Raw genomic sequence first — 24,198 nt, 5'->3', positions numbered from 1 at the left:
GCTGACCTGTATTTACCCTTCGTCTTTCACGCCGTGACTGCGTTGGCTTCACGTCTTCGCCAAGGTCACTTACTTAAGTAAGCTCCCATGGACTCATACGCTTGCCGCCTTGCCACAACGCGAAATCCGTTGGGTATGCCCTTTTCGGGCGCCCCGAGCCTTGTAGAGAGTGGGGTTATTTTTATGGGTACTGCTTATAGGCGGGGGATTATGTTATCCCCTCATCCCGAAAATGCTTTTACTTCTTCACCGGGCGTTTCCAGCCCTGCTTCTGCACCTGCGGCACGCGACTGATGACCAGCTCGTTTTCCGCCACATCGCGCGTAACGGTAGTGCCTGCGGCAATGGTTACGCCTTTGCCGATAGTCACTGGCGCCACCAGCTGCGAATCGGATCCGACAAACACGTCGTCGCCAATGATGGTTTTAAACTTGTTCGCGCCGTCGTAGTTACAGGTGATGGTCCCGGCGCCGATATTCACGTTGTCGCCAATCTCAGCATCGCCCAGATAGGTCAGATGCCCTGCTTTAGAGCCCTTACCCAGACGCGCTTTTTTCATTTCGACGAAGTTGCCGACGTGAGCGCCTTCAAGCAGTTCAGCGCCTGGACGCAGGCGGGCGAACGGCCCGATGGTACAGGCAGCCTCCAGATGGGCATCTTCCACCACGCTGTAAGGGCTGATTTCGCAGTCGTCACCAATCACGCTGTTTTTGATCACGCAACCGGTGCCAATTTTGACGCGGTTACCCAGCGTTACGTTGCCTTCCAGAATAACGTTAGTATCGATTTCGACGTCGCGCCCGTGATTGAGCACCCCACGCAGATCGAAACGCGCCGGATCGCGCAGCATTACGCCCGCCAGCAGCAGCTTTTCTGCCTGCTCGGACTGATAAATACGCTCAAGGCGGGAAAGCTGAAGGCGGTTATTCACACCGTCCGTTTCGCTGATGCGCGCCGGATGAACGGCAGCAATCTCACGGCCTTCCTGATACGCCATCGCAATGATATCGGTGATATAGAATTCACCCTGCGCGTTGTTGTTGTTCAGCTGCGACAACCAGCGTTTCATGTCCGCGCCGTTGGCGATCAGAATACCGGTGTTAATTTCCTGGATTTCACGCTGCGCATCGGTCGCATCTTTGTGCTCAACAATGCCCGTCACCTTGCCGTTTTCACGGGTGATACGGCCATAACCGGACGGATCGTCCAGCTTAACGGTCAGCAGACCAATGCCGCCCTGCGGCTTCGCGGCACGCAGGCGAGCCAGCGTCTCCACGGAGATCAGCGGCACGTCACCGTAAAGCATCAGGATATCTTCGTCGTCGGAGAAGAACGGGGCCGCCTGCTGCATGGCGTGACCGGTGCCCAGCTGTTCTGCCTGCAGCACCCAGTTGAGCTTGTCATCACGCAGCGTCTGCTTCAGCAGATCGCCACCGTGGCCGTAGACCAGGTGTACCTGGCTTGCGCCCATTTCATTCGCAGCATCAATGACATGCTGCACCATCGCTTTCCCTGCCAGGGTGTGCAGCACTTTTGGAAGATCGGAATACATGCGGGTGCCTTTGCCTGCGGCAAGAATGACCACGCTCATTGCATTATTCAACATACACGTCCTGACTGTAATTTGAGTGAAAAGTAAAACCCTTTGGCGTTGAAAATTCTACATATTTTGCGCCATAAAATGGGGTGGCGCTAAAACGCGCAACTTCGCCTGTTGAGGGCTGTTTAAAGGTTCTTTTTACAGCAGAGTAAAGGACTTTGCCTATGGAATATAGCGTCCTTTAAAGAAGTCTCCAGCCCTCACAGCATGTTAGCTATTTTTTCGCTTCATGAATAAAGCCTTCCATAACCAAAACGCTGTTTTAATTATCGAAATGTGTGACCTGCAAAAAAGAAACGCCGTTTTATTCTGATGATAATAGCGCTCAATTATTACTCAGGAGAATAAGATGAAATCTAGAATACCTCTGGCCCTGATGATGTGTAGCGCATTTTCCGCAACAGCCGCCGAACAGCCTCATGTCTGGAAAGCCATTGCATTTGGGCAATCAACGGATGTGAATTTTTCATCCAACGTGCTGCCCGAAAAAATCGGCACCAACGATGTAACAATCGACGGAAAAAAGCTCACGCCGCAGGATAGCGTGGATCTGACAAAAGCGATCACGGTAGAGAGCCGTGGCGGCAAAATTGCCAACTCCCACGACGGGTTAACCTTTTTCTATACCGAACTGCCGGCGAGCGAGAATTTCGTCCTGCAGGCCAACATCCGGGTGGATCAGTTTGGACCGGAAAATGGCGCGAAACCCGCCGCGCAGGAGGGCGCCGGGCTGCTGGTGCGGGATATCCTCGGCAACCCGCGTCAGCAGCCGTTAAAAACCGGCTATGAAGAGTTCCCCGCGGCGTCGAATCAGGTGATGAATGCCATCATGACCCAGGATAAAAAAGATCATCAGCGGGTAAAAATGCAGGCCATCACGCGGGAGGGGATAACCCGGCCGTGGGGCAATGCCGGGGCAGCCATTAAAAAACAGAGTTACAAGGAAGAGGTGGACCTGAGCCAGACGCCAGAGTTTCGCCTCAAACTGCAGCGCACGGACGACGGGTTTATTACTGCATGGGCCCCGTTGGACAGCGACAGCTGGATCAGTAAGAGCGTGCCGCGCGCGGATCTGATTTCGGTGCAAAACCAGGATCGCTATTACGTCGGCTTCTTCGCATCACGTAATGCCAAAATCACGGTGACTAATGCCTCGCTGACGACCACCAGCGCCCATACCGTCTCTTCGACGCCGTGGCATCCGGAGCCGCTACCGGTTGTGGTGCAGCTGGCTTCCGGAAACAGCAGCGCTACCGGGGATTATCTTCTGCAGGCGCGCGCCAATGAAGATGGAGTATTCAGCGTCCGGCAAAACGAAGTGGTGATCGGTAATGAGAAAACGGTAAAAGCGGGAGAGATGTACACCCTGCCCGCCCGTCTTGAGCAGACCAGCAGCACCTTTACGGTGGCCTTTACCCCGTCTCAGGGTGAGCCGGTGAGCCAGCAAATCACAGTGGAACGCGTCGCGGACAGGGATACGGCTCTTCTTTATGCCGCACCAGACGGCAAAGCGGACGCAAAAGGCACAGCCGATGCGCCGCTGGATCTCGCCACCGCCATCGCGCTGCTGGCCCCCGGCGGTAAGCTGGTGCTGAAAAGCGGCGATTATCCTCGCAGCGAGATCCCACTCTCAGCCAGCGGCAGCCGCGACAAGCTCAAAACGCTGCAGGCTGAGGGCAAAGTGGTGATCCGCGGCCTGCTGCTGGACGCCAGCTACTGGCATATCCAGGGTATCGACGTCACGGAGAAAAGCTTGCGCATCCAGGGGAGCCATAACCTGATCGAGCGCGTCACGGCGTACCGCAATGACGACACCGGGATCCAGATCTCCTCCCCGGAGAAGATTGGCCGGCCGTTATGGGCGAGCTATAACCGGGTAGTGGATTCCGAATCCTATGCCAATGAGGATCCCGGCAAGATTAATGCCGATGGTTTCGCGGTGAAGATGCGGGTAGGCGATGGCAACAGGCTGGAGCATTGCTATGCCCACGACAATATTGATGACGGTTTTGACCTGTTCAACAAGATTGAAGATGGCGCCAACGGCGTGGTGGTGATCGAAAACTCGGTAGCCAGCAACAATACCAGTAACGGCTTTAAGCTTGGCGGGGAAGGGCAGCCTGTGGCGCACCAGATCCGCAACAGCAAAGCCACTGGCAATCATCTGGACGGTTTCACCGATAACTTTAACCCAGGCAAGCTGGTGGTGGAAAACAACCTGGCGGTAGATAACCAGCGCTTTAACTACATCTTCCGCCCAAGCCCGTACGGAGACGTCACAACGCAAGGGACGTTTACCGGCAACCTGTCGATCCGGAATCAGCCTGGTGAATATGATGATGCGGTCGTGGGGACCATTGATAACACGAATTACTTTATCGTGAAGGGGAAAAGCGTGAATACAGACGGGAAGGAGTTAGACAAAACGCAGGTGCAGACTCAATAACCAGAGCGGCGCTTCGCTTATCACACTACGGTAAGCGTGGCGCCACCCGGCACATCAGCACTTAGTGGTTGAACGTACCGAAAGAAACGTTCATGTTGCTGAAGAGGGCGATGATTTTGTTAATGATTTTCATGATGGCATCCTGATATTTTTGGAGTTCAGTTATGTGACATTCATCACAAAACGAAGTCTACTCCGGACCATTTCGCCGATCAATCTTTTTGTGAGCTAAATCACAAAATAATAAAACATCGTTTTAGTTTCATATTTACTGAAACAGAGCCATAAAAAAAGCCAGTCTGGAAACCAGACTGGCTTTCGTACTTTCAAGCCGGTGTTACATCGCTTTTTTGGTCAACTCGATAACGCGCAGTTTCGCGATCGCTTTGGCCAGCTCTGCAGACGCCTGAGCGTAATCCACGTCGCCATGAGAGCTCTTAATGTGCTCTTCTGCTTTACGCTTCGCTTCCAGAGCTCGTGCTTCGTCGAGATCCTGGCCACGAATTGCGGTATCAGCCAGTACGGTCACGCTGCCAGGTTGCACTTCAATCATGCCACCAGACAGATAGATAAACTCTTCATGACCGAACTGTTTAACGATGCGGATCATACCAGGCTTAATGGCGGTGAGCAGCGGGGCGTGTCCCGGGAAGATACCCAGTTCACCTTCGCTACCCGTTACCTGGATTTTCTCGACCAGACCAGAGAACATTTGTTGCTCTGCGCTGACGACGTCCAGGTGGTAAGTCATTGCCATATCACCCTCCGATTAAGGCGTTAAAGTTTTTTGGCTTTTTCCACGGCTTCGTCGATGGAACCCACCATATAGAACGCCTGCTCCGGCAGGTGATCGTATTCGCCTTCCATGATGCCTTTAAAGCCACGGATGGTGTCTTTCAGCGCAACGTATTTGCCCGGGGAACCGGTAAATACTTCTGCTACGAAGAACGGCTGGGACAGGAAGCGCTGGATCTTACGTGCGCGTGCTACCACCAGTTTGTCTTCTTCTGACAGCTCATCCATACCCAGGATGGCGATGATGTCTTTCAGTTCCTGGTAACGCTGCAGCAGGGACTGTACGCCACGCGCGGTGTCGTAGTGTTCCTGACCAACAACCAGTGGATCCAGCTGACGGCTGGTGGAGTCCAGCGGGTCAACGGCCGGGTAGATACCCAGAGACGCGATCTGACGGCTCAGTACCACGGTTGCATCTAAGTGCGCAAAGGTGGTGGCTGGAGATGGGTCAGTCAAGTCATCCGCAGGTACGTATACCGCCTGAACGGAGGTGATAGAACCGGTTTTGGTAGAGGTGATACGTTCCTGCAGAACACCCATTTCTTCCGCCAGGGTCGGCTGGTAGCCTACTGCTGATGGCATACGACCCAGCAGTGCGGATACTTCCGTACCGGCCAGGGTGTAACGGTAGATGTTGTCAACGAACAGCAGTACGTCACGACCTTCGTCACGGAACTTCTCAGCCATGGTCAGGCCGGTCAGCGCAACGCGCAGACGGTTTCCTGGTGGCTCGTTCATCTGGCCGTAAACCAGGGATACTTTGTCCAGAACGTTGGAGTCGGTCATTTCGTGGTAGAAGTCGTTACCCTCACGAGTACGCTCACCCACGCCTGCAAACACGGAGTAACCGGAGTGCTCGATCGCGATGTTACGGATCAGCTCCATCATGTTTACGGTTTTACCCACACCCGCACCGCCGAACAGACCGACTTTACCGCCCTTCGCGAACGGACACATCAGGTCGATAACTTTGATGCCGGTTTCCAGCAGTTCCTGAGAGCTGGACAGCTCTTCATAGGAAGGTGCTGCACGGTGGATAGCCCAACGCTCTTCTTCACCGATGTCGCCTTTCATGTCGATCGGCTGACCCAGGACGTTCATGATACGGCCCAGGGTTGCTTTACCTACTGGTACTTCGATTGGGTGTTCGAGGTCTTTAACTTCCAGACCACGACGCAGACCGTCGGAAGAACCCATGGCGATGGTACGCACGATACCGCCGCCGAGCTGCTGCTGAACTTCCAGCACCAGGCTCTCATTACCATTCTGAACCTCAAGAGCATCGTACACGCGCGGTACGGCATCCTGAGGGAACTCGACGTCAACCACGGCGCCGATTACCTGGACAATTTTTCCAGTAGCCATCTTGAATCCTCTACGAATTAACCTGGTTATACCGCGGATGCACCACCGACGATCTCGGTGAGTTCCTGAGTAATGCTGGCCTGACGAGCTTTGTTGTATACCAACTGCAGCTCTTTAATCAGGCTGCCGCCATTGTCGGTCGCGGCTTTCATCGCCACCATACGTGCGGCCTGCTCGCTGGCCAGGTTTTCTACCACGCCCTGATAAACCTGAGATTCAACATAACGACGCAGCAGGGTATCCAGCAGCGGTTTTGGATCCGGTTCATACAGGTAATCCCAGGCTTTATGCTTCAACTCTGGCTCGTCTGATGCCGGTAATGGCAGCAGCTGAGTGAGGGTCGGAGCCTGTGACATGGTGTTAATAAATTTGTTGCTGACAACGTACAGCCTGTCCAGACGGCCTTCATCATAGGCCTGCAACATCACTTTTACCGGGCCGATCAGTTCGGACAGGGACGGGTTATCACCCATACCGGTCACCTGGGCGACAATATTGCCACCTACGGAATTGAAGAAAGAGACGCCCTTGGAGCCGATCATCGCGATATCGCTCTGAACGTCTTTATCGGACCATGCTTTCATATCCGCCAGCAGCTTTTTGAACAGGTTAATGTTCAAGCCACCACACAAACCACGGTCGGTCGACACCACCAGGTAGCCCACGCGCTTAACGTCGCGTTCTTCCAGGTAAGGGTGCTTATATTCCAGATTACCGCTCGCAAGGTGACCAATCACTTTGCGCATGGTATCTGCATAAGGACGGCTGGCCGCCATACGTTCCTGCGATTTACGCATTTTGGAAGCGGCGACCATCTCCATCGCTTTAGTGATCTTTTGCGTGTTCTGGACGCTTGCGATCTTACTACGTATCTCTTTTGCGCCGGCCATGAGCTTCTCCTCAATGCCTTGCGGCCTGTCCTAAGACAGACCGCCAGACGTTACCAGGACTGGGTTGCTTTGAAGGAATCGAGCAGGCTCTTCAGCTTGCCTTCGATTTCGTCGTTATAGCCACCGGACTGGTTGATCTCTTGCATCAGTGGAGCATGGTCACGGTCAGCGAAAGCCAGCAGAGCGGCTTCGAAGCTACCGATTTTCGCCAGTTCTACATCTCCCAGATAACCACGTTCTGCTGCGAACAGTACCAGGCCCTGCTGTGCGACTGACATAGGGGCATACTGTTTCTGTTTCAGCAGTTCGGTCACTTTCTGACCGTGGTCCAGCTGTTTACGGGTTGCATCGTCAAGGTCAGATGCAAACTGGGAGAACGCTGCCAGTTCACGATACTGTGCCAGCGCGGTACGAATACCACCGGACAGTTTCTTGATGATCTTGGTCTGCGCTGCACCACCCACACGGGATACGGAGATACCCGGGTTAACCGCCGGACGAATACCGGAGTTAAACAGGTTGGTTTCCAGGAAGATCTGACCATCGGTAATGGAGATTACGTTGGTCGGAACGAACGCAGAAACGTCACCCGCCTGGGTTTCGATGATTGGCAGCGCGGTCAGAGAACCGGTCTGGCCTTTCACTGCACCTTTGGTGAAGTTCTCAACGTATTCCGCGTTAACGCGGGATGCACGCTCCAGCAGACGGGAGTGCAGATAGAATACGTCGCCCGGGAATGCTTCACGTCCTGGTGGACGACGGAGCAGCAGGGAAACCTGACGGTATGCAACGGCCTGTTTGGACAGGTCATCATAAACGATCAGTGCATCTTCACCGCGGTCACGGAAGTATTCGCCCATTGCGCAACCGGCATACGGTGCCAGGTATTGCAGTGCAGCAGATTCAGAAGCGGTAGCAACAACAACGATGGTGTTAGCCAGCGCGCCGTGCTCTTCCAGTTTACGAACCACGTTAGAAATGGTGGACGCTTTCTGGCCGATAGCCACGTACACACATTTGATGCCGGAATCGCGCTGGTTGATGATCGCATCGATTGCCATCGCGGTTTTACCGGTCTGACGGTCACCGATGATCAGCTCACGCTGGCCACGGCCGATTGGGATCATGGCGTCAACGGACTTATAACCGGTCTGCACCGGCTGGTCGACGGATTGACGGTCGATTACGCCCGGTGCGATAACTTCGATTGGCGAGAAGCCATCGTTATCAACCGGACCTTTACCGTCGATTGGCGCACCCAGGGTGTTCACCACGCGACCCAGCAGGCCGCGGCCAACTGGAACTTCAAGAATACGGCCAGTACACTTGACCTTCATGCCTTCGGCGAGGTCAGCGTAAGGACCCATCACAACTGCACCTACGGAGTCGCGCTCCAGGTTCAGTGCGATAGCGTAACGGTTACCCGGCAGGGAGATCATTTCACCCTGCATACAATCGGCCAGGCCGTGGATGCGGATAACACCGTCGCTTACAGAAACAATAGTACCTTCGTTGTGAGCTTCACTCACAACACTGAACTGAGCAATGCGCTGCTTGATCAGTTCGCTGATTTCGGTGGAATTCAGTTGCATGCTCCAGTCCCCTTAAGACTGCAAGACGTCTGCAAGGCGCTCAAGACGGCCGCGTACGCTGCCATCAATGACCATATCACCCGCACGGATGATTACGCCCGCCATTACAGACTTATCGATATTGCAATTCAGCTTCACTTTGCGTGACAGACGTTTTTCCATCGCGGCGGTGATTTTCGCAAGCTGTTCGTTACTCAGCTCAGTCGCAGAAGTTACGTGAACTTCAACGGTGGCTTCACTGAGGGCACGCAGGTGCTCGAACTGCTCAAGAACATCCGGGAGCGCTTTCAGACGACCATTTTCTGCCATTACCCGAATCAGGTTCTGACCGTTGGTGTCCAGCTGCTCACCGCAAATGGCGATGAACGAAGTGGCGAGGGTTTCCGGTGCCAGTGCACCCGAAAGCATCTCAGCCATGTGTTCGTTTTTCGTTACCTCAGCGGCAAACGCCAGCATGTTCTGCCAGCGATCGACATTTTGGTGTTCGATAGCAAAGTCAAAAGCTGCTTTGGCGTAGGGGCGAGCTACCGTAACAAATTCAGACATCAGCCCCTCCCTCCTTACAGTTCAGCGACAAGTTTGTCCACGATGTCGCTGTTAGCAGCTTCATCCACGGAACGTTCGATGATCTTCTCGGCGCCAGCAACAGCCAGAATCGCGACCTGCTTACGCAGCTCTTCGCGAGCACGTTTACGCTCGGCATCAATTTCTGCCTGCGCTTGCGTCACGATTTTAGTACGTTCCTGTTCTGCTTCAGCTTTCGCTTCGTCCAGGATCTGAGAACGACGTTTGTTCGCCTGCTCGATGATTACCTGGGCTTCCGCTTTCGCTTTTTTCAGCTGGTCGGTCGCGTTGGCCTGTGCAAGGTCCAAATCTTTCTTAGCGCGTTCTGCAGAAGCCAGGCCGTCAGAGATTTCTTTCTGACGTTTTTCGATGGCTGCCATTAATGGCGGCCATACATACTTCATGCAGAACCAGACAAAGATAACAAACGCGATGGCCTGGCCGAGGATTGTTGCGTTCATGTTCACAGCACAATACCTCTTTAAATTTACAACTGTGGCTTAGGGTTTAAATCTACTTACTACGCGACAGCAAACATCACGTACAGACCCAGACCTACAGCGATCATCGGGATAGCATCCACCAGACCCATAACGATAAAGAACTGAGTACGCAGCAGAGGAATCAGATCCGGTTGACGCGCTGCGCCTTCCAGGAATTTGCCCCCGAGGATGCCGATACCGATCGCAGCACCGATAGCCGCCAGACCCATCATCACAGCGGCAGCCATGTACAGCAGATCCATATTCAGGTTTTCCATGACAGTCTCCAGTTTGTTTCAGTTAAAACGTAGTAGTGTTGGTAAAGAATCAGTGCTCTTCAGACGCCATCGACAGATAGACGATCGTCAGAACCATGAAGATAAAGGCTTGCAGCGTAATGATCAGGATGTGGAAAATGGCCCATGGCACATTCAGAACCCACTGTGACCACCACGGCAGAAGACCCGCGATCAGAATGAAAATCAGCTCACCCGCATACATGTTGCCGAACAGTCGCAGACCGAGAGAAATCGGTTTGGACAGCAGGCTAACGCCTTCCAGGATCAGGTTGACCGGAATAAACGCCCAGTGGTTGAACGGCTGCAAGGTAAGCTCTTTCACGAAGCCGCCTACACCTTTCATTTTGATGCTGTAGAAAAGAATCAGGATGAATACGCCCAGTGCCATAGACAGGGTGATGTTCACGTCAGCAGACGGCACCACACGCAGGGCAGGCAGACCGAAGATATGCTCGCCGATAAACGGCAGCAGGTCGATCGGCAGCAGGTCCATCAGGTTCATCAGGAAGACCCACACAAAGACGGTCAGCGCCAGCGGTGCAATCACCTTGCTCTTGCCGTGGTACATGTCTTTGACGCTGCCATGGACGAAGCCAATGATCATTTCGATGAAAGTCTGGAATTTCCCTGGCACGCCGCTGGTTGCGCGTTTGGCAACGCCGCGGAAAATGGCCAGGAACAACAGACCCAGTACCACCGAGAAGAACATGGAGTCGATATTGATCGTCCAGAAGGTGGCTGGGGGGTTATGCGGATCCACCAGCGAGAATGTACGCAGGTCGATCTGAAGGTTGTTCAGATGGTGACCTATGTAATCCTGCGGCGTCATATTTTCTGAAGCCATGATGCCTTTTACCCTTTGTTATTGATTACAGCTGGCGCCAGAATTTGTACCGCCAGCACCAAAACCCACGTCACTATCAGCGGCAAAAATACCACTTTAAAAACCGCCAGCGCCACCACCAGAAGGGCAAAGGTCAGCAACACCTTACACACTTCGCCCAGAGCGAAGGACCAGGCCATGCGGCCTTTGGCAGGTGTATGCGCCTGATGACGCCAGGCAAAAATCATAAACAACATATTCGGCACAACAACTGCCAAACCTCCGCTTACCGCAGAGATGCCCCAGAAGGGGTCTTTGAGGCAGAACAGCAATCCGCTTGCTATCACCGCCAGAAACTGAATGAACAGAAGCTTACGAGCAACGTTTCGACTCAAGAGCGACACAGACATCACGTTTTTACTCCTGCTCCCTTCGAGGTATGCCGCGTGTCGTATAAAACGTCCTTTAGGGCTCAGAGTCAAGCAGCAAAAAGCGGTCAAATTATACGGTGCGTCCCCGTGATTTCAAACAATAAGTAGCGAAAAGGTGAATAAATGTTTAAATATTTTTCCCCAGCGCTATTTCTTAACTTTTCGTCAAACTGTGAATGACTCGTCAAAACTGCAAACTGCGCGGAAACGTTGGCGATAAAGCGTGCACGAGATCACAAAATACACATTTACGATAAGGTCGAATAAATTAAATCAGTAAATCGTTATATTTCATCTTTCTGATATTAAAGCGTAATTTCAGCAACTATTTTCAAAACAGCCCTGTATACAAGAGAAACCTTTTATTGACATTTATAATAAATATTTAACATTGCAATCTGGTTACTCTTTCCTACTTTTAGCAAGCTGATATTTTCAGTGTTTATTATATTATGGGTTAACTACACGCTCAGGTTAACCCAAAGAAAATCCATAGTAAAAAAGCGGTTAAATTAAAGCTGTTTATTTCTTAAGCATTCGTCTGTTTTTTAACATACTAAGAACAGCACAAATTCCACATTTTTTATTATTTTTTTAAAAATTGTTTGGCTTAACGATCACCAGATGACGTTCACCTTCCAGCTGCGGAACGCGCAATTTAATAGCGGACTCCAGTTCAAACCCGGCAGGCAACTGTGCAATTTCGTCTTCCGGCAGGATCCCTTTCAGCGCATAAAAGCGCCCATTCTGCGCAGGCAGATGCTTACACCAGTCGATCATGTCATTGAGCGAAGCAAATGCCCGGCTGATCACGCCGTCAAACGGCGGCTCGGCGGGAAACTCCTCTACCCTACTCTGCACCGGATGAATATTTTCCAGCTTCAGCTCATGTTGAACCTGTCGCAGGAAGCGCACGCGCTTGCCCAGGCTGTCCAGCAACGTGAACTGACACTCAGGACGCACGATAGAGAGCGGGATACCAGGCAAGCCCGGACCGGTGCCTACATCAATAAAACGTTCGCCCTGGAGGTGAGGCGCCACGACGATGCTGTCGAGAATGTGACGCACCAGCATCTCATTCGGGTCGCGAACCGAGGTGAGGTTATAGGCCTTGTTCCATTTGTGCAGCATATCGACATACCCCACCAGCTGATTTTTCTGGTGATCGGTGAGCGAAATACCGGCTTGATCCAGCAGACGAGTGAGTTTGTTGAGCACGGTGAATACCTGTTGAGATGCGTTTTGGCGGGTGGCGCTACGCTTACCCGCTCTACGGAGTTCTGTAGGCCCGGATCGCTACGCATCACCGGGCAGTTCTTACGATTATGCGCTGCGGCGCAGCATACCCTGTTTTTTCAGCCACACCAGCAGAATGGAGATGGCCGCAGGGGTGACGCCGGAAATACGCGATGCCTGGCCGATGGATGACGGCTTATGGTCATTCAGCTTGGCGATCACCTCGTTGGAGAGGCCGTTAACCTGACGATAATCCAGCGTGGCCGGGAGGATGGTACTCTCGTTGCGCTGCTGTTTCTCGATTTCATCCTGCTGACGGGCAATATAGCCTTCGTATTTCACCTGGATTTCAACCTGCTCGGCAGCCTGCACGTCTTCCAGACCCGGCGCGAACGGCGTCATCTGGATCAGCTGGTCGTAGGTCATCTCCGGACGACGGAGCAGATCTTCCCCGCTGGCTTCACGCGAAAGTGGCGCAGACAGGTGAGCGTTCACTTCGTCTACAGATTCGGCGGTTGGGTTGACCCAGGTGGACTTCAGGCGCTGACGTTCACGCTCGATGTTCTCCAGCTTCTCGTTGAAACGCGCCCAGCGCGCGTCATCCACCAGACCCAGCTCACGGCCGATTTCGGTCAGGCGCAGATCGGCATTGTCTTCACGCAGCATCAGACGATATTCCGCGCGAGAGGTAAACATGCGGTACGGCTCTTTGGTCCCCAGGGTGCAGAGGTCATCCACCAGCACGCCAAGGTAAGCCTGAGAACGGCCCGGCGCCCAGCCCTCTTTCTCGGCCGAGAAGCGCGCGGCGTTCAGACCGGCCAGCAGACCCTGCGCAGCAGCTTCTTCGTAACCGGTGGTACCGTTGATCTGGCCCGCAAAGAACAGCCCCTGGATATATTTGCTCTCCAGGGTTGGCTTCAGGTCACGCGGATCGAAGAAGTCATACTCGATGGCATAGCCCGGACGGACAATCCTCGCATTCTCCATCCCCTGCATCGAACGGACGATCTGCATCTGTACGTCGAAAGGCAGGCTGGTGGAGATACCGTTCGGGTAGATCTCGTTGGAGGTCAGCCCTTCCGGCTCGAGGAAGATCTGATGCTGGTTACGATCGGCAAAGCGCATCACCTTGTCTTCGATCGACGGACAGTAGCGTGGGCCGATCCCTTCGATCACCCCGGCATACATCGGGCTGCGATCGAGGTTACTGCGGATCACGTCATGGGTTTTCTCGTTAGTGTGCGTGACATAGCACGGCACCTGGCGCGGATGTTGATCCACGTTGCCCATGAACGAGAAGACCGGCATTGGGTTATCACCATGCTGCTGTGCCAGCACGCTGAAATCAATGGTGCGGGCGTCAATACGCGGCGGCGTGCCGGTTTTCAGGCGGCTGACGCGCAGCGGCAGCTCGCGCAGACGGCGCGACAGCGGAATGGACGGCGGATCGCCAGCACGGCCACCGCTGTAGTTATCCAGTCCGATATGAATTTTGCCATCAAGGAAAGTCCCGACGGTCAGCACCACGGCTTTGGCACGGAACTTCAGACCCATCTGGGTCACGGCACCGACGACACGATCGTTTTCGACGATCAGATCCTCAACTGCCTGCTGGAAGATCATCAGGTTCGGCTGATTCTCCAGCGCGGTACGCACCGCCTGACGATAGAGCACGCGGTCTGCCTGTGCACGGGTGGCACGAACGGCGGGACCTTTGCTCGCGTTTAGTATCCTAAACTGAATGCCGGCATGGTCGATCGCGGTTGCCATCAGGCCGCCAAGTGCATCCACTTCTTTTACCAGGTGTCCTTTCCCAATGCCGCCAATCGCCGGATTACAGGACATCTGTCCTAGCGTGTCGATATTGTGTGTCAAAAGCAGGGTCTGTTGACCCATTCGCGCCGCGGCCATTGCGGCCTCGGTGCCTGCATGACCCCCGCCAATGATGATGACGTCAAAAGGATCCTGATAAAACATGGTGGTCTGCCTCGCGTAAAGCGGTAAGAAAATGGATTGAAGCCCGGGCCGTGGATTCTACTCAACTTTAGTCGATCGAGAAAGCACTGGGATCCTGGCTATTAAAAAGAAGATCTTTTTATTTAGAGATCTGTTTTATTGTGATCTCTTATTAGGATCGCGGGTTTCTGTGGATAAGCCGGATCTCCCGAAGAAGATCATGCGTTTAGAGAGGATCATTTGCTGTGAATGATCGGTGATCCTGCAACGTATAAGCTGGGATCAGATCGCGATGTTATACACAGCACAAAAAGTCATCAAGGGTTGTTCTTGGGATAACTACCGGTTGATCCAAGCTTTTAACCAGAGTTATCCACATCTGATCGCACGATCTTTAATCGGTTTTGAGTAAATTTTTCCATTCAGCCAGCCAAAGTTCCGCTGGATCTTCCGGAATATCGTGATCGAGGATGTTGATCTTCAGCGTTTCACCGATCTGTTGTGCCCCACAGGACTTCAGTTCGGTCTCGACTTTCTCAACGGCGCCGCAGAAGGTGTCATATTCCCGGCTGCCGATGCCGATCGCCCCAAAACGGACGTTCGCCAGGTCGGGCTGCTGTTCTTTTAACTCTTCATATAAAGGAAGAAGGTTATCCGGAAGATCGCCTGCACCGTGGGTGGAGGTGATCAACAGCCAGATCCCGTCGTTCGGCAGATCTTCTAACAACGGCCCGTGCAGCGTTTCAGTGGAAAAACCCGCGTCTTCCAGCTTTTCAGCCAGGTGTTCCGCGACATATTCAGCCCCGCCAAGGGTGCTGCCGCTGATTAGAGTAATATCTGCCATGGATCGCTCGCTCATATAAAGAGGGATCATTGTACGCTGTGAGCGAGCTGGGATCTACCTGTGGAAAATGTGGGTATGAATTTGCCCGATCAGGGGCGGATGGTACGCATGATCGGGTTCTGCAGGGAGATCAACGTCTCGGTGGACTGAATTTCATCGATTGTTTGGATCTTGTTGATAAGTACCTGCTGCAGGGCGTCGATCGATCGGCACATCACCTTAATAAAGATGCTGTAGTGACCGGTGGTGTAGTAGGCCTCGGTCACTTCATCCAGCGCATTGAGCTTTGCCAGTGCGGAAGGATAGTCTTTGGCGCTCTTCAGGATGATGCCGATAAAGCAGCAGACGTCGTACCCCAACTGTTTAGGGCTGACGTCGATATGTGCCCCGGTGATGATACCCGCCTGCTTCATCTTCTCTACGCGCACATGAATAGTCCCTGGACTGACGCCAAACTGTTTGGCCAGTTCGGCATAGGCAGTACGGGCGTTAGCCATCAGGGCCTCAAGGATGCCGCGGTCCAGATTGTCGATCTGATAATTTTCCATAGTTTTTTCTTATGAAGATTAATGAATCACTCTATTTTAGAGGGTAATTTTATCGAATCAAAAGTGATAGCGAAGTTTTATTGTTGGATTATTGAAAGAGGTTCTTTTTTGTTGCTTAATCAATGCCAACAGGACGCAGGAGTATAAATAATGAAAACCGCTTACATCGCACAACAACGCCAGATCAGTTTCGTTAAATCCCATTTTTCCCGCCAGCTGGAAGAGAAGCTCGGTCTTATTGAAGTTCAGGCACCGATCTTAAGCCGCGTGGGCGACGGGACGCAGGACAACCTGTCTGGTTGCGAAAAAGCGGTACAGGTGAAAGTGAAAACACTGCCAGACGCCCAGTTCGAGGTGGTTCATTCCCTCGCGAAGTGGAAGCGTCAAACCCTGGGACAACACGACTTCAGCGCGGGCGAAGGGCTTTACACGCACATGAAAGCTCTTCGCCCCGATGAAGACCGCCTTACCGCCATTCACTCTGTGTACGTTGACCAGTGGGACTGGGAACGCGTCATGGGTGATGGGGAACGTCATACCCGCACGCTGAAGGCGACGGTAGAAGCCATTTATGCCGGGATCAAAGAGACCGAAGCGGCGGTCAGCAAAGAGTTTGGTCTGACCCCGTTCCTGCCGGAGGCGATCCAGTTTGTTCACAGCCAGGAGCTGCTAAGCCGCTTCCCGGATCTGGATGCTAAAGGTCGTGAGCGCGCGATCGCTAAAGAGTTAGGGGCCGTATTCCTGATTGGGATCGGCGGCAAGCTTTCTCATGGTCAGCGTCACGACGTTCGTGCGCCGGATTATGATGACTGGAGCAGCGAAGGCGAGAGCGGCCTGGCAGGCCTGAATGGCGATATTCTGGTGTGGAACCCGATTCTGGAAGATGCGTTTGAGCTCTCTTCCATGGGGATCCGCGTCGATGCCGAAGCGCTGCAGCGCCAGCTGGCAATCACCGGTGATGAAGATCGTCTCAAGCTGGAATGGCACCAGGCGCTGCTGCGCGGTGAGATGCCTCAGACCATCGGCGGCGGCATTGGCCAGTCTCGCCTGACCATGTTACTGCTGCAGCTCTCCCACATCGGCCAGGTTCAGTGTGGCGTATGGCCGCAGCAGGTGCGTGACAGCGTGGATGCGCTGCTGTAATTAGCGTTTCCAGCGCCGCAGCAGGCGGCTACGCAGCCCGGTATCAAAGCGCCAGATATGATCGAAGATGCGCATGATGCCGGGTTTTCCATGAGTGGACATCGCCACCGCGTGAAAACGATGCTGATGCTCCCGCTGCAACACCTTCACCTTACTCACCACCTCATCCGGCAGCCGCTGGGCAATAAAATCCGAGATCACCACCGCGTCGGCGTCATACCACTCTCCGCCCTGCATCCGCTCGATAATGGCGCGAAAACAGCTGGCGAGATCGGTCCCGCCGCGAAAACGCTGGCTTAAGAAGCGGATCGCCTGCTCGAGGCCGTGCTGGCCTGACAGCTCGTAGCCCACCACCTCGCTGGAAAACAGCATGATAAAGCAGCGTCGTCTGTCGGCCAGCGCCACCCGCATCAGCGCCAGGCAAAAGGCTTTGGCGCACTGTTCATTGAAGCCGCCCATTGAACCGGAAGTGTCCACGCAGACGATAAACGGCCCGCGGGGCTGTTCGTCGAAATCCTGATGCACCGCCGGACGCTGGCTGACCTTCTCCCGCCACGCATCGCCATGCAGCCGGTAGGTCAGGAGCTGCTTCTCCACCAGCCGACGGTAAAATTCATACTCCAGCTCGGTGATACCCAGGGTTGCCAGCTCGGGCGGCAGCAGGCGCAGAATGTCGTCGCTCTGCTGCAGGCCGTCCACCTGCTCCGGCACCGTTGCCGGTTCACGCACCAGGGTGCGGAAGGTTTCCAGCGGGGCATCCTTTTTTGGCACCGACTTCGCCTCCCGGGAGCGGCCCAGCTGTTCTGCCAGCTGCATCAGCTCCGGCTGCTGGGCCAGGAAGTCGCCATAGCGAACGATAAGCTGATAGTCCCCGCGCTTGAGCTGACCGGCGCTCATATCCCACAGGCGACCAGCAGCGTTTTCATTTTCAACCAGCACCGGCTCCAGCGCCCCGGCTAAGGTCATGCGCTCCTGCACTTCGCTGAGCAGCTGTTCGCGCTCCTCTTCCAGTAGCTGCTGATTCAGGGAAGTGGCCTGTACCACCAGGCTCAACCGCCAGCGCTGTAAAAAGAGGGTATGCAGGGCGGGCGTAAAGGTGGCGTTATCCACCACCAGCTGCCGGGCCTGGCTAGCGTACGGGGAGTGAAGCTTGTCCAGCAGGGTTAAAATCTGCGGCAGCTGGACGATCAGCTGGGGCGTGGAGAGCAGTTGGCTTTGCTGATAGCACATCACCTCTTCGGTGAGCTCTGGCGGGACGCGGGTATCTTTCAGCCTTTTGCGCAAGTTTTCCCGCCAGCGCGGGAGATCGTCAGTAATGGCGGTTTTAAGCCGGGGAAATTTTTCGAAAAAGATCGCCAGCTGCGGCGAGGCCAGCAGGGTCAGGATGATCTCTTCGATCATGCCCTCCTCGCCGACGGCGAGCATAACGTTGAGCGTATCCAGCGTCAGCATTGACGCGCCTGTTTGATCTGCGCGCTCACATCCTGCAGGCTGGATTCAATTCGCCCCAACCAGTCACTGTGGATAAACAGACATTTTTGCTGCTCGCTAAAGCGGGTGTGCTGCAGATGCCACTGGTTATCCAGCGCTTCCAACTGCTGTTTGATCTCTTCCGGGACGCTGTCAGAGGCGGTACCTGGCAGCGCAAGGCGCGATCCCTGCAGGCTGACGTCGCGGATCACCAGATGCAGACTCCCGTCCACTTCCATATTGAGCTGCTGGGCAAAGCCGATGCCGTTGAGTTTGCCGCGGATCTCGCCGCCTTTGGTCAGCCACAGAGACAGGGCTTCGCGCTCAATGGTGATGTGAATCACCTGCATATCATGAAGCTTAAGCGGCTGCTGGAGGAGTAGCGTCAGGGTGGTCTCACTCAGTTCGGCCGGTAATTCATAGTGCGGACGCCGGGTAAACATGCCGCTCTGACGGCTGACGCGCAGGGCGGTTTTGTCGCTTTGCTGCTGCTGAAGCTGAAGGCGGCGCTGGGTGATGGCCCCGAGCTGGTTCAGCATCTCCTGCTGTCCCCAGGCGTGCCCGGTCATCAATATTTCCAGCTGCTGCTGCATCAGGTTCATGCCGTTGGCGTCATGCCACAGGCAATCCTTCAACAGGATCAGATCGATAGGGGCAACCGCATCGCGACCGCTGAACAGGGCGCTGGCCTGCAACAGGCGAATGGCTTTCTTCCAGCGGCGATCGGAGACGTAAGGCGCACCCGGCAGGGCATCCAGCTGCTGGCGCAGCATAAAGACCAGGTCGAACACCGCATCCGGCAGTTTGATTTTGCCAATGTCCTGCTGCCACTGCTGGTACTCTTCGTCAGTGACCTGTAGCGCAGCGGGCACCGGGTTATCGTTTTCATCCTGCTGGCTAATCAGCAGCGAGCGGAAGTTCGCTTTGTCCTGCACCTTGTCGAGCCAAAGGCGGATCAGCATGCGGTCATATAAGGCTTCCAGACTGCTGTCGGCTTCCGGCAGTTCGTTGGAGGCTGCCACCAGCAGGCGCATTGGGATTTTTTCTTCAAACGCGCCATTGCGGAACCGGCGTTCGTTGATGGCGGTGAGCAGGGTATTCAGGATCGCCGGGCCAGCTTTCCAGATTTCATCGAGAAACACGATCTCCGCTTCCGGGAGATAGCCCGCCGTTAAACGTTCATAGCGTCCTTCATCTTTAAGCGCCTGGATGGATAGCGGGCCGAACACCTCTTCCGGCGTGGAAAAACGGGTCATCAGATACTCAAAGGCTCTGGCATGCTGAAACGCGAATTTCAGCCGGCGGGCAATCAGGCTTTTTGCGATGCCGGGCGGCCCCAGCAGAAAGACGCTTTCGCCGCTCAATGCCGCCAGTAAACAGAGGCGGATGGCATGGCTACGTTCAAAGAGCCCTTTTTCCAGCGCGCCGCTGAGACGGGAAATTCTTTCTGCTAATAAATGAGTGTGAGCCATAATTGTTTTGCATCCTTTCGCCGTAAACCCGGCTAATTGAAGCGAGTATAGACGTTTCGTTCGGGGCTGGTAATAGACTGAACTACGGTGCTATTTTCTTTGCGCTATGTTAATGACGGCGCATTTAGGGGTACGATTCTACGATTAATCGTGCATACTGTGCGCTTTTTGTGGGCCAAGGGACTAAGCACACATTTGTTATATAAACGAAAAGACTAGTCTATGAGCACTGATAATAAGCAATCATTACCCGCAATCACGCTTGCGGCGATCGGGGTTGTCTACGGTGATATCGGTACCAGCCCGCTTTATACGCTTCGTGAATGTTTGTCCGGTCAGTTTGGTTTTGGCGTGGAACGCGACGCTGTTTTTGGTTTTTTGTCTCTCATCTTTTGGCTCCTTATCTTAGTCGTCTCCGTTAAATATCTCTCCTTCGTCATGCGTGCTGATAACGCCGGTGAAGGTGGGATCCTGACCTTGATGTCGCTGGCCGGGCGCAACACCTCGCCCAAGATGACCTCTTTCCTGGTCATTATCGGGTTGATTGGTGGCAGCTTCTTCTATGGCGAAGTGGTGATCACGCCGGCGATCTCCGTGCTGTCGGCAATCGAAGGGCTGGAGATTATCGCGCCGCAGCTCGATGAGTGGGTGGTTCCGCTGGCCATTATTGTGCTGACCCTGCTGTTTGTGATTCAGAAACACGGTACCGGGCTGGTGGGGAAACTCTTCGCGCCAATTATGCTCGCCTGGTTCCTGATCCTGGCGGTGCTGGGGTTACGCAGCATTATTGCTAACCCGGACGTGCTGCATGCGCTGAACCCGATGTGGGCAGTGCACTTCTTCCTCGAATACAAAACTGTATCGTTTATTGCGCTGGGTGCCGTGGTGCTGTCCATCACCGGGGTTGAAGCGCTGTATGCCGATATGGGGCATTTCGGCAAACTGCCTATTCGCGTGGCATGGTTTATTGTGGTGCTGCCATCGCTGGTGCTGAACTACTTCGGTCAGGGTGCGCTGCTGCTCAAACATCCGGAAGCGATTAAAAACCCGTTCTTCCTGCTGGCGCCGGACTGGGCGCTGGTGCCGATGCTGATCCTCGCGACGCTGGCAACGGTGATTGCCTCCCAGGCGGTGATTTCAGGCGTCTTCTCCCTGACGCGTCAGGCGGTACGTCTGGGTTATCTCTCCCCGATGCGCATCATTCATACGTCGGAGATGGAGTCGGGCCAGATCTACATCCCGTTCATTAACTGGCTGCTCTATTTCGCGGTGGTGATTGTTATCGTCAGCTTTGAACACTCCAGTAACCTGGCGGCCGCCTACGGTATAGCCGTTACCGGGACGATGGTGCTGACTTCAATCCTCTCCACTACGGTGGCCTACCGGAACTGGCACTGGAATAAATTCCTCGTGGGGATGATTCTGGTTGGCTTCCTCTGTATTGACGTGCCGCTGTTCTCAGCTAACCTCGACAAGATTGTCTCCGGCGGCTGGCTGCCGTTGACGCTGGGGATGGTGATGTTCCTGGTGATGACCACCTGGAAGAGCGAGCGTTTCCGCCTGCTGCGCCGGATGCACGAACACGGTAATTCTCTCGAGGCGATGATTGCCTCGCTGGAGAAATCTCCGCCGGTGCGCGTGCCTGGCACCGCGGTCTATATGTCGCGCGCGCTGAACGTGATCCCCTTTGCCCTGATGCACAACCTCAAGCACAATAAGGTGCTGCACGAGCGGGTGATCCTGCTGACCCTGCGAACGGAAGATGCGCCGTACGTGCATAACGTTCGCCGCGTGCAGATAGAGCAGCTGTCGCCCACCTTCTGGCGGGTGGTGGCCAGCTACGGCTGGCGCGAAACCCCGAACGTGGAAGAGGTGTTCCACCGCTGCGGTCTGGAAGGCTTAAGCTGCCGAATGATGGAAACCTCGTTCTTTATGTCGCACGAGTCGCTGATCATCGGTAAACGTCCGTGGTATCTGCGCCTGCGCGGCAAGCTCTATCTTATCCTCCAGCGTAACGCCCTGCGTGCGCCCGACCAGTTCGAGATCCCGCCTAACCGCGTGATTGAGTTAGGGACCCAGGTCGAGATTTAGTTAGTGCCCGGCGGCGCTTCGCTTGCGCGGGCCTACGGTTTTGTAGGCCGGGTAAGCGCAGCGCCACCCGGCAAATCCCCTCTTAAATCCCTCCCTCATTTCACTTAGCGAAACGTTTCGACGACGATCACAAATCTGCAACGCCATGGTGGTTTTCTGCGCATCGGTGAGATTAAACTGACGCCAGCGAAACGTTTCGCTAGTGGAGCAAGAATATGAAGAAAGGCACGGTACTCAACTCTGAAGTCTCATCGGTCATCTCCCGTCTTGGGCATACCGATACGCTGGTGGTGTGTGATGCGGGTTTACCCATTCCCCACAGCACAACGCGTATTGATCTGGCGTTAACCCAGGGCGTGCCCTCGTTTATGCAGGTGCTGGATGTGGTGACAACCGAGATGCAGGTTGAGGAAGCCATTCTCGCAACGGAAATCCAACAACATAATCCGCAGCTCCACGAAACGTTGCTTGGCCATATCAAGCAACTGCAACAACACCAGGGAAACACCATAAAAATAAGCTACATAACGCACGAGCAGTTCAAGAAAAATACCGCTGACAGCCAGGCGGTTATCCGCAGCGGGGAGTGTTCCCCGTATGCGAATATCATTCTCTGTGCTGGCGTCACCTTCTGAGGCCATCATGGACGCACTCCTGCAACTGAAAGGGATCGATAAGTCGTTCCCGGGCGTTAAAGCTCTCTCTGGCGCCGCACTGAATGTCTACGCCGGCCGCGTGATGGCGCTGGTGGGTGAAAACGGCGCCGGCAAATCCACGATGATGAAGGTGCTGACCGGCATCTATCAACGCGACGCCGGTTCGCTACTGTGGCTGGGAAAAGAGACCACCTTCAACGGCCCGAAATCTTCCCAGGAAGCCGGGATTGGCATCATTCACCAGGAGCTGAACCTCATTCCGCAGCTGTCCATCGCGGAGAACATCTTCCTGGGTCGTGAGTTCGTTAACCGCTTTGGCAAAATCGACTGGAAACAGATGTATGCCGAAGCCGACAAGCTGCTGGCGAAGCTGAATCTGCGCTTTAAAAGCGATCGGCTGGTGGGCGAACTCTCCATTGGCGATCAGCAGATGGTGGAGATCGCCAAGGTACTGAGCTTCGAATCCCGGGTCATTGTGATGGATGAGCCGACCGACGCCCTCACCGATACCGAAACCGACTCCCTGTTCCGCGTGATCCGCGAGCTGAAAGCGCAGGGGCGCGGCATCGTCTACATCTCCCACCGTATGAAAGAGATTTTCGAGATCTGCGATGACGTGACCGTCTTCCGCGACGGGCAGTTTATTGCCGAGCGTGAAGTGGTGACCCTCACCGAAGACACGCTGATTGAGATGATGGTGGGCCGTAAGCTGGAAGACCAGTATCCGCGTATCGATAAGGCCCCGGGCGATATACGTCTGAAGGTCGATAATCTCTGCGGCCCTGGGGTGAATGATGTCAGCTTTATCCTGCGTCAGGGGGAGATCCTTGGCGTGGCCGGGCTGATGGGGGCCGGACGTACCGAGCTGATGAAAGTGCTGTATGGCGCCAGTCCACGCGCCAGCGGATACGTCACCCTTGATGGGCATGAAGTTATCACCCGTACACCGCAGGATGGCCTGGCGAACGGCATCGTCTACATCTCCGAAGACCGTAAGCGCGATGGCCTGGTGTTGGGCATGTCGGTGAAAGAGAACATGTCCCTGACCGCGCTGCGCTACTTCAGCCGCAGCGGCGGGGGTCTGAAGCATAAAGACGAACAGCAGGCCGTCAGTGATTTTATCCGCCTCTTCAACGTCAAAACCCCGTCGATGGAACAGGCTATCGGTCTGCTTTCGGGCGGTAATCAGCAGAAAGTGGCGATTGCCCGCGGCCTGATGACCCGTCCGAAAGTGCTGATCCTCGATGAGCCAACCCGCGGCGTGGACGTTGGCGCGAAGAAAGAGATTTATCAGCTCATCAACCAGTTTAAGGCTGACGGGCTGAGCATCATTCTGGTCTCTTCCGAGATGCCAGAGGTATTAGGCATGAGCGATCGCATTATCGTCATGCATGAAGGGCATCTCGGCGGTGAATTCAGTCGCGAGCAGGCCACCCAGGAAATTCTGATGGCTGCCGCTGTGGGCAAGCTTAATCGCGTGGATCAGGAGTAAGAA

The 24,198-nt window shown here is 54.5% G+C and carries 21 protein-coding genes; 5 read left to right on the top strand and 16 right to left on the bottom strand.

Annotated elements, in window-relative coordinates; all coding sequences use genetic code 11:
- Nucleotides 1-238 precede the first annotated feature (238 nt).
- Entirely contained in the window at nt 239-1,606 is a 1,368-nt protein-coding gene (gene glmU, locus ES815_RS09845) for a bifunctional UDP-N-acetylglucosamine diphosphorylase/glucosamine-1-phosphate N-acetyltransferase GlmU (protein WP_142487644.1), read from the bottom strand.
- Between the two features lie 343 nt (nt 1,607-1,949).
- On the opposite strand from glmU, the gene ES815_RS09840 reads away from it, so the two are divergent.
- Nucleotides 1,950-4,046, top strand: coding sequence for a right-handed parallel beta-helix repeat-containing protein (locus tag ES815_RS09840; protein ID WP_142487643.1), 2,097 nt, complete (start codon nt 1,950-1,952; stop codon nt 4,044-4,046).
- A gap of 337 nt (nt 4,047-4,383) precedes the next feature.
- Here ES815_RS09840 and ES815_RS09835 read toward each other — a convergent pair whose 3' ends face one another.
- The 13 genes from ES815_RS09835 to asnC all read right to left on the bottom strand — a co-directional run bounded on the left by ES815_RS09835 (nt 4,384) and on the right by asnC (nt 15,871).
- The gene (locus tag ES815_RS09835; RefSeq protein WP_106995541.1) at nt 4,384-4,803 is read right to left on the bottom strand and encodes a F0F1 ATP synthase subunit epsilon; all 420 of its coding nucleotides are present in this window, start codon (nt 4,801-4,803) and stop codon (nt 4,384-4,386) included.
- Between the two features lie 20 nt (nt 4,804-4,823).
- Entirely contained in the window at nt 4,824-6,206 is a 1,383-nt protein-coding gene (gene atpD, locus ES815_RS09830) for a F0F1 ATP synthase subunit beta (RefSeq protein ID WP_039032216.1), read from the bottom strand.
- Between the two features lie 26 nt (nt 6,207-6,232).
- Complete coding sequence (gene atpG / locus ES815_RS09825) at nt 6,233-7,096, bottom strand: F0F1 ATP synthase subunit gamma (RefSeq protein ID WP_142487642.1); 864 nt, start codon at nt 7,094-7,096, stop codon at nt 6,233-6,235.
- Nucleotides 7,097-7,146: 50 nt separating this feature from the next.
- On the bottom strand, nt 7,147-8,688 hold the full coding sequence (gene atpA, locus ES815_RS09820; protein WP_142487641.1) for a F0F1 ATP synthase subunit alpha: 1,542 nt from the start codon (nt 8,686-8,688) through the stop codon (nt 7,147-7,149).
- A gap of 12 nt (nt 8,689-8,700) precedes the next feature.
- Nucleotides 8,701-9,234: a F0F1 ATP synthase subunit delta gene (gene atpH / locus ES815_RS09815; protein WP_142487640.1), complete on the bottom strand. Its 534-nt coding sequence runs from the start codon at nt 9,232-9,234 to the stop codon at nt 8,701-8,703.
- 14 nt (nt 9,235-9,248) lie between these two features.
- On the bottom strand, nt 9,249-9,719 hold the full coding sequence (gene atpF / locus ES815_RS09810; protein WP_032615498.1) for a F0F1 ATP synthase subunit B: 471 nt from the start codon (nt 9,717-9,719) through the stop codon (nt 9,249-9,251).
- A gap of 53 nt (nt 9,720-9,772) precedes the next feature.
- Nucleotides 9,773-10,012 carry a F0F1 ATP synthase subunit C gene (gene atpE, locus ES815_RS09805; RefSeq protein ID WP_000429386.1) on the bottom strand — a complete coding sequence of 80 codons (240 nt, stop codon included), beginning with the start codon at nt 10,010-10,012 and terminating at the stop codon, nt 9,773-9,775.
- 49 nt (nt 10,013-10,061) lie between these two features.
- Complete coding sequence (atpB, locus tag ES815_RS09800; RefSeq protein WP_142487639.1) at nt 10,062-10,877, bottom strand: F0F1 ATP synthase subunit A; 816 nt, start codon at nt 10,875-10,877, stop codon at nt 10,062-10,064.
- Nucleotides 10,878-10,885: 8 nt separating this feature from the next.
- On the bottom strand, nt 10,886-11,266 hold the full coding sequence (gene atpI / locus ES815_RS09795) for a F0F1 ATP synthase subunit I (RefSeq protein ID WP_142487638.1): 381 nt from the start codon (nt 11,264-11,266) through the stop codon (nt 10,886-10,888).
- A gap of 615 nt (nt 11,267-11,881) precedes the next feature.
- Nucleotides 11,882-12,505, bottom strand: coding sequence for a 16S rRNA (guanine(527)-N(7))-methyltransferase RsmG (gene rsmG / locus ES815_RS09790; protein WP_142487637.1), 624 nt, complete (start codon nt 12,503-12,505; stop codon nt 11,882-11,884).
- Nucleotides 12,506-12,610: 105 nt separating this feature from the next.
- Entirely contained in the window at nt 12,611-14,500 is a 1,890-nt protein-coding gene (gene mnmG, locus ES815_RS09785) for a tRNA uridine-5-carboxymethylaminomethyl(34) synthesis enzyme MnmG (RefSeq protein WP_142487636.1), read from the bottom strand.
- A gap of 373 nt (nt 14,501-14,873) precedes the next feature.
- Entirely contained in the window at nt 14,874-15,323 is a 450-nt protein-coding gene (gene mioC, locus ES815_RS09780) for an FMN-binding protein MioC (protein WP_142487635.1), read from the bottom strand.
- An 89-nt stretch (nt 15,324-15,412) separates the two neighbouring features.
- Nucleotides 15,413-15,871 (bottom strand): transcriptional regulator AsnC, encoded by a 459-nt coding sequence (gene asnC / locus ES815_RS09775; protein ID WP_032615488.1) that lies wholly within the window; start codon nt 15,869-15,871, stop codon nt 15,413-15,415.
- A gap of 150 nt (nt 15,872-16,021) precedes the next feature.
- On the opposite strand from asnC, the gene asnA reads away from it, so the two are divergent.
- Nucleotides 16,022-17,014, top strand: coding sequence for an aspartate--ammonia ligase (gene asnA, locus ES815_RS09770; protein ID WP_142487634.1), 993 nt, complete (start codon nt 16,022-16,024; stop codon nt 17,012-17,014).
- On the opposite strand, the gene viaA is transcribed toward asnA, so the two are convergent.
- Both viaA and ravA read right to left on the bottom strand, forming a co-directional pair.
- Nucleotides 17,015-18,466 carry an ATPase RavA stimulator ViaA gene (gene viaA, locus ES815_RS09765; protein WP_142487633.1) on the bottom strand — a complete coding sequence of 484 codons (1,452 nt, stop codon included), beginning with the start codon at nt 18,464-18,466 and terminating at the stop codon, nt 17,015-17,017.
- Nucleotides 18,460-19,956 carry an ATPase RavA gene (ravA, locus tag ES815_RS09760; protein ID WP_142487632.1) on the bottom strand — a complete coding sequence of 499 codons (1,497 nt, stop codon included), beginning with the start codon at nt 19,954-19,956 and terminating at the stop codon, nt 18,460-18,462. The genes viaA and ravA overlap by 7 nt, the downstream gene beginning before the upstream one ends.
- 222 nt (nt 19,957-20,178) lie before the next feature.
- Here ravA and kup point away from each other — a divergent pair, with 222 nt between their 5' ends.
- From kup to rbsA, 3 genes are all read left to right on the top strand, one after another.
- On the top strand, nt 20,179-22,047 hold the full coding sequence (kup, locus tag ES815_RS09755) for a low affinity potassium transporter Kup (protein WP_142487631.1): 1,869 nt from the start codon (nt 20,179-20,181) through the stop codon (nt 22,045-22,047).
- Between the two features lie 215 nt (nt 22,048-22,262).
- Nucleotides 22,263-22,682 (top strand): D-ribose pyranase, encoded by a 420-nt coding sequence (gene rbsD, locus ES815_RS09750; RefSeq protein ID WP_142487630.1) that lies wholly within the window; start codon nt 22,263-22,265, stop codon nt 22,680-22,682.
- Nucleotides 22,683-22,689: 7 nt separating this feature from the next.
- Nucleotides 22,690-24,195 (top strand): ribose ABC transporter ATP-binding protein RbsA, encoded by a 1,506-nt coding sequence (rbsA, locus tag ES815_RS09745; protein WP_142487629.1) that lies wholly within the window; start codon nt 22,690-22,692, stop codon nt 24,193-24,195.
- The last annotated feature ends 3 nt before the right edge of the window (nt 24,196-24,198 follow it).

Origin of the sequence: Leclercia adecarboxylata (assembly GCF_006874705.1) — a bacterium.
Classification (GTDB): domain Bacteria; phylum Pseudomonadota; class Gammaproteobacteria; order Enterobacterales; family Enterobacteriaceae; genus Enterobacter; species Enterobacter adecarboxylatus_C.
The sequence above is the reverse complement of the archived record's forward strand: the minus strand, read 5'-3'. Positions and strand labels throughout refer to the sequence as shown.

Bases quoted from the DNA above. Each gene is read 5' to 3' on its own strand.
- rbsD (WP_142487630.1), top strand. From the start codon at position 22,263: ATGAAGAAAGGCACGGTACTCAACTCTGAAGTCTCATCGGTCATCTCC.
- atpD (WP_039032216.1), bottom strand. From the start codon at position 6,206: ATGGCTACTGGAAAAATTGTCCAGGTAATCGGCGCCGTGGTTGACGTC.
- atpH (WP_142487640.1), bottom strand. From the start codon at position 9,234: ATGTCTGAATTTGTTACGGTAGCTCGCCCCTACGCCAAAGCAGCTTTT.
- ES815_RS09840 (WP_142487643.1), top strand. From the start codon at position 1,950: ATGAAATCTAGAATACCTCTGGCCCTGATGATGTGTAGCGCATTTTCC.
- rbsA (WP_142487629.1), top strand. From the start codon at position 22,690: ATGGACGCACTCCTGCAACTGAAAGGGATCGATAAGTCGTTCCCGGGC.
- atpI (WP_142487638.1), bottom strand. From the start codon at position 11,266: ATGTCTGTGTCGCTCTTGAGTCGAAACGTTGCTCGTAAGCTTCTGTTC.
- atpB (WP_142487639.1), bottom strand. From the start codon at position 10,877: ATGGCTTCAGAAAATATGACGCCGCAGGATTACATAGGTCACCATCTG.
- atpG (WP_142487642.1), bottom strand. From the start codon at position 7,096: ATGGCCGGCGCAAAAGAGATACGTAGTAAGATCGCAAGCGTCCAGAAC.
- kup (WP_142487631.1), top strand. From the start codon at position 20,179: ATGAGCACTGATAATAAGCAATCATTACCCGCAATCACGCTTGCGGCG.
- ravA (WP_142487632.1), bottom strand. From the start codon at position 19,956: ATGGCTCACACTCATTTATTAGCAGAAAGAATTTCCCGTCTCAGCGGC.
- asnC (WP_032615488.1), bottom strand. From the start codon at position 15,871: ATGGAAAATTATCAGATCGACAATCTGGACCGCGGCATCCTTGAGGCC.
- atpA (WP_142487641.1), bottom strand. From the start codon at position 8,688: ATGCAACTGAATTCCACCGAAATCAGCGAACTGATCAAGCAGCGCATT.
- ES815_RS09835 (WP_106995541.1), bottom strand. From the start codon at position 4,803: ATGGCAATGACTTACCACCTGGACGTCGTCAGCGCAGAGCAACAAATG.
- atpE (WP_000429386.1), bottom strand. From the start codon at position 10,012: ATGGAAAACCTGAATATGGATCTGCTGTACATGGCTGCCGCTGTGATG.
- mnmG (WP_142487636.1), bottom strand. From the start codon at position 14,500: ATGTTTTATCAGGATCCTTTTGACGTCATCATCATTGGCGGGGGTCAT.
- mioC (WP_142487635.1), bottom strand. From the start codon at position 15,323: ATGGCAGATATTACTCTAATCAGCGGCAGCACCCTTGGCGGGGCTGAA.
- glmU (WP_142487644.1), bottom strand. From the start codon at position 1,606: ATGTTGAATAATGCAATGAGCGTGGTCATTCTTGCCGCAGGCAAAGGC.
- asnA (WP_142487634.1), top strand. From the start codon at position 16,022: ATGAAAACCGCTTACATCGCACAACAACGCCAGATCAGTTTCGTTAAA.
- viaA (WP_142487633.1), bottom strand. From the start codon at position 18,466: ATGCTGACGCTGGATACGCTCAACGTTATGCTCGCCGTCGGCGAGGAG.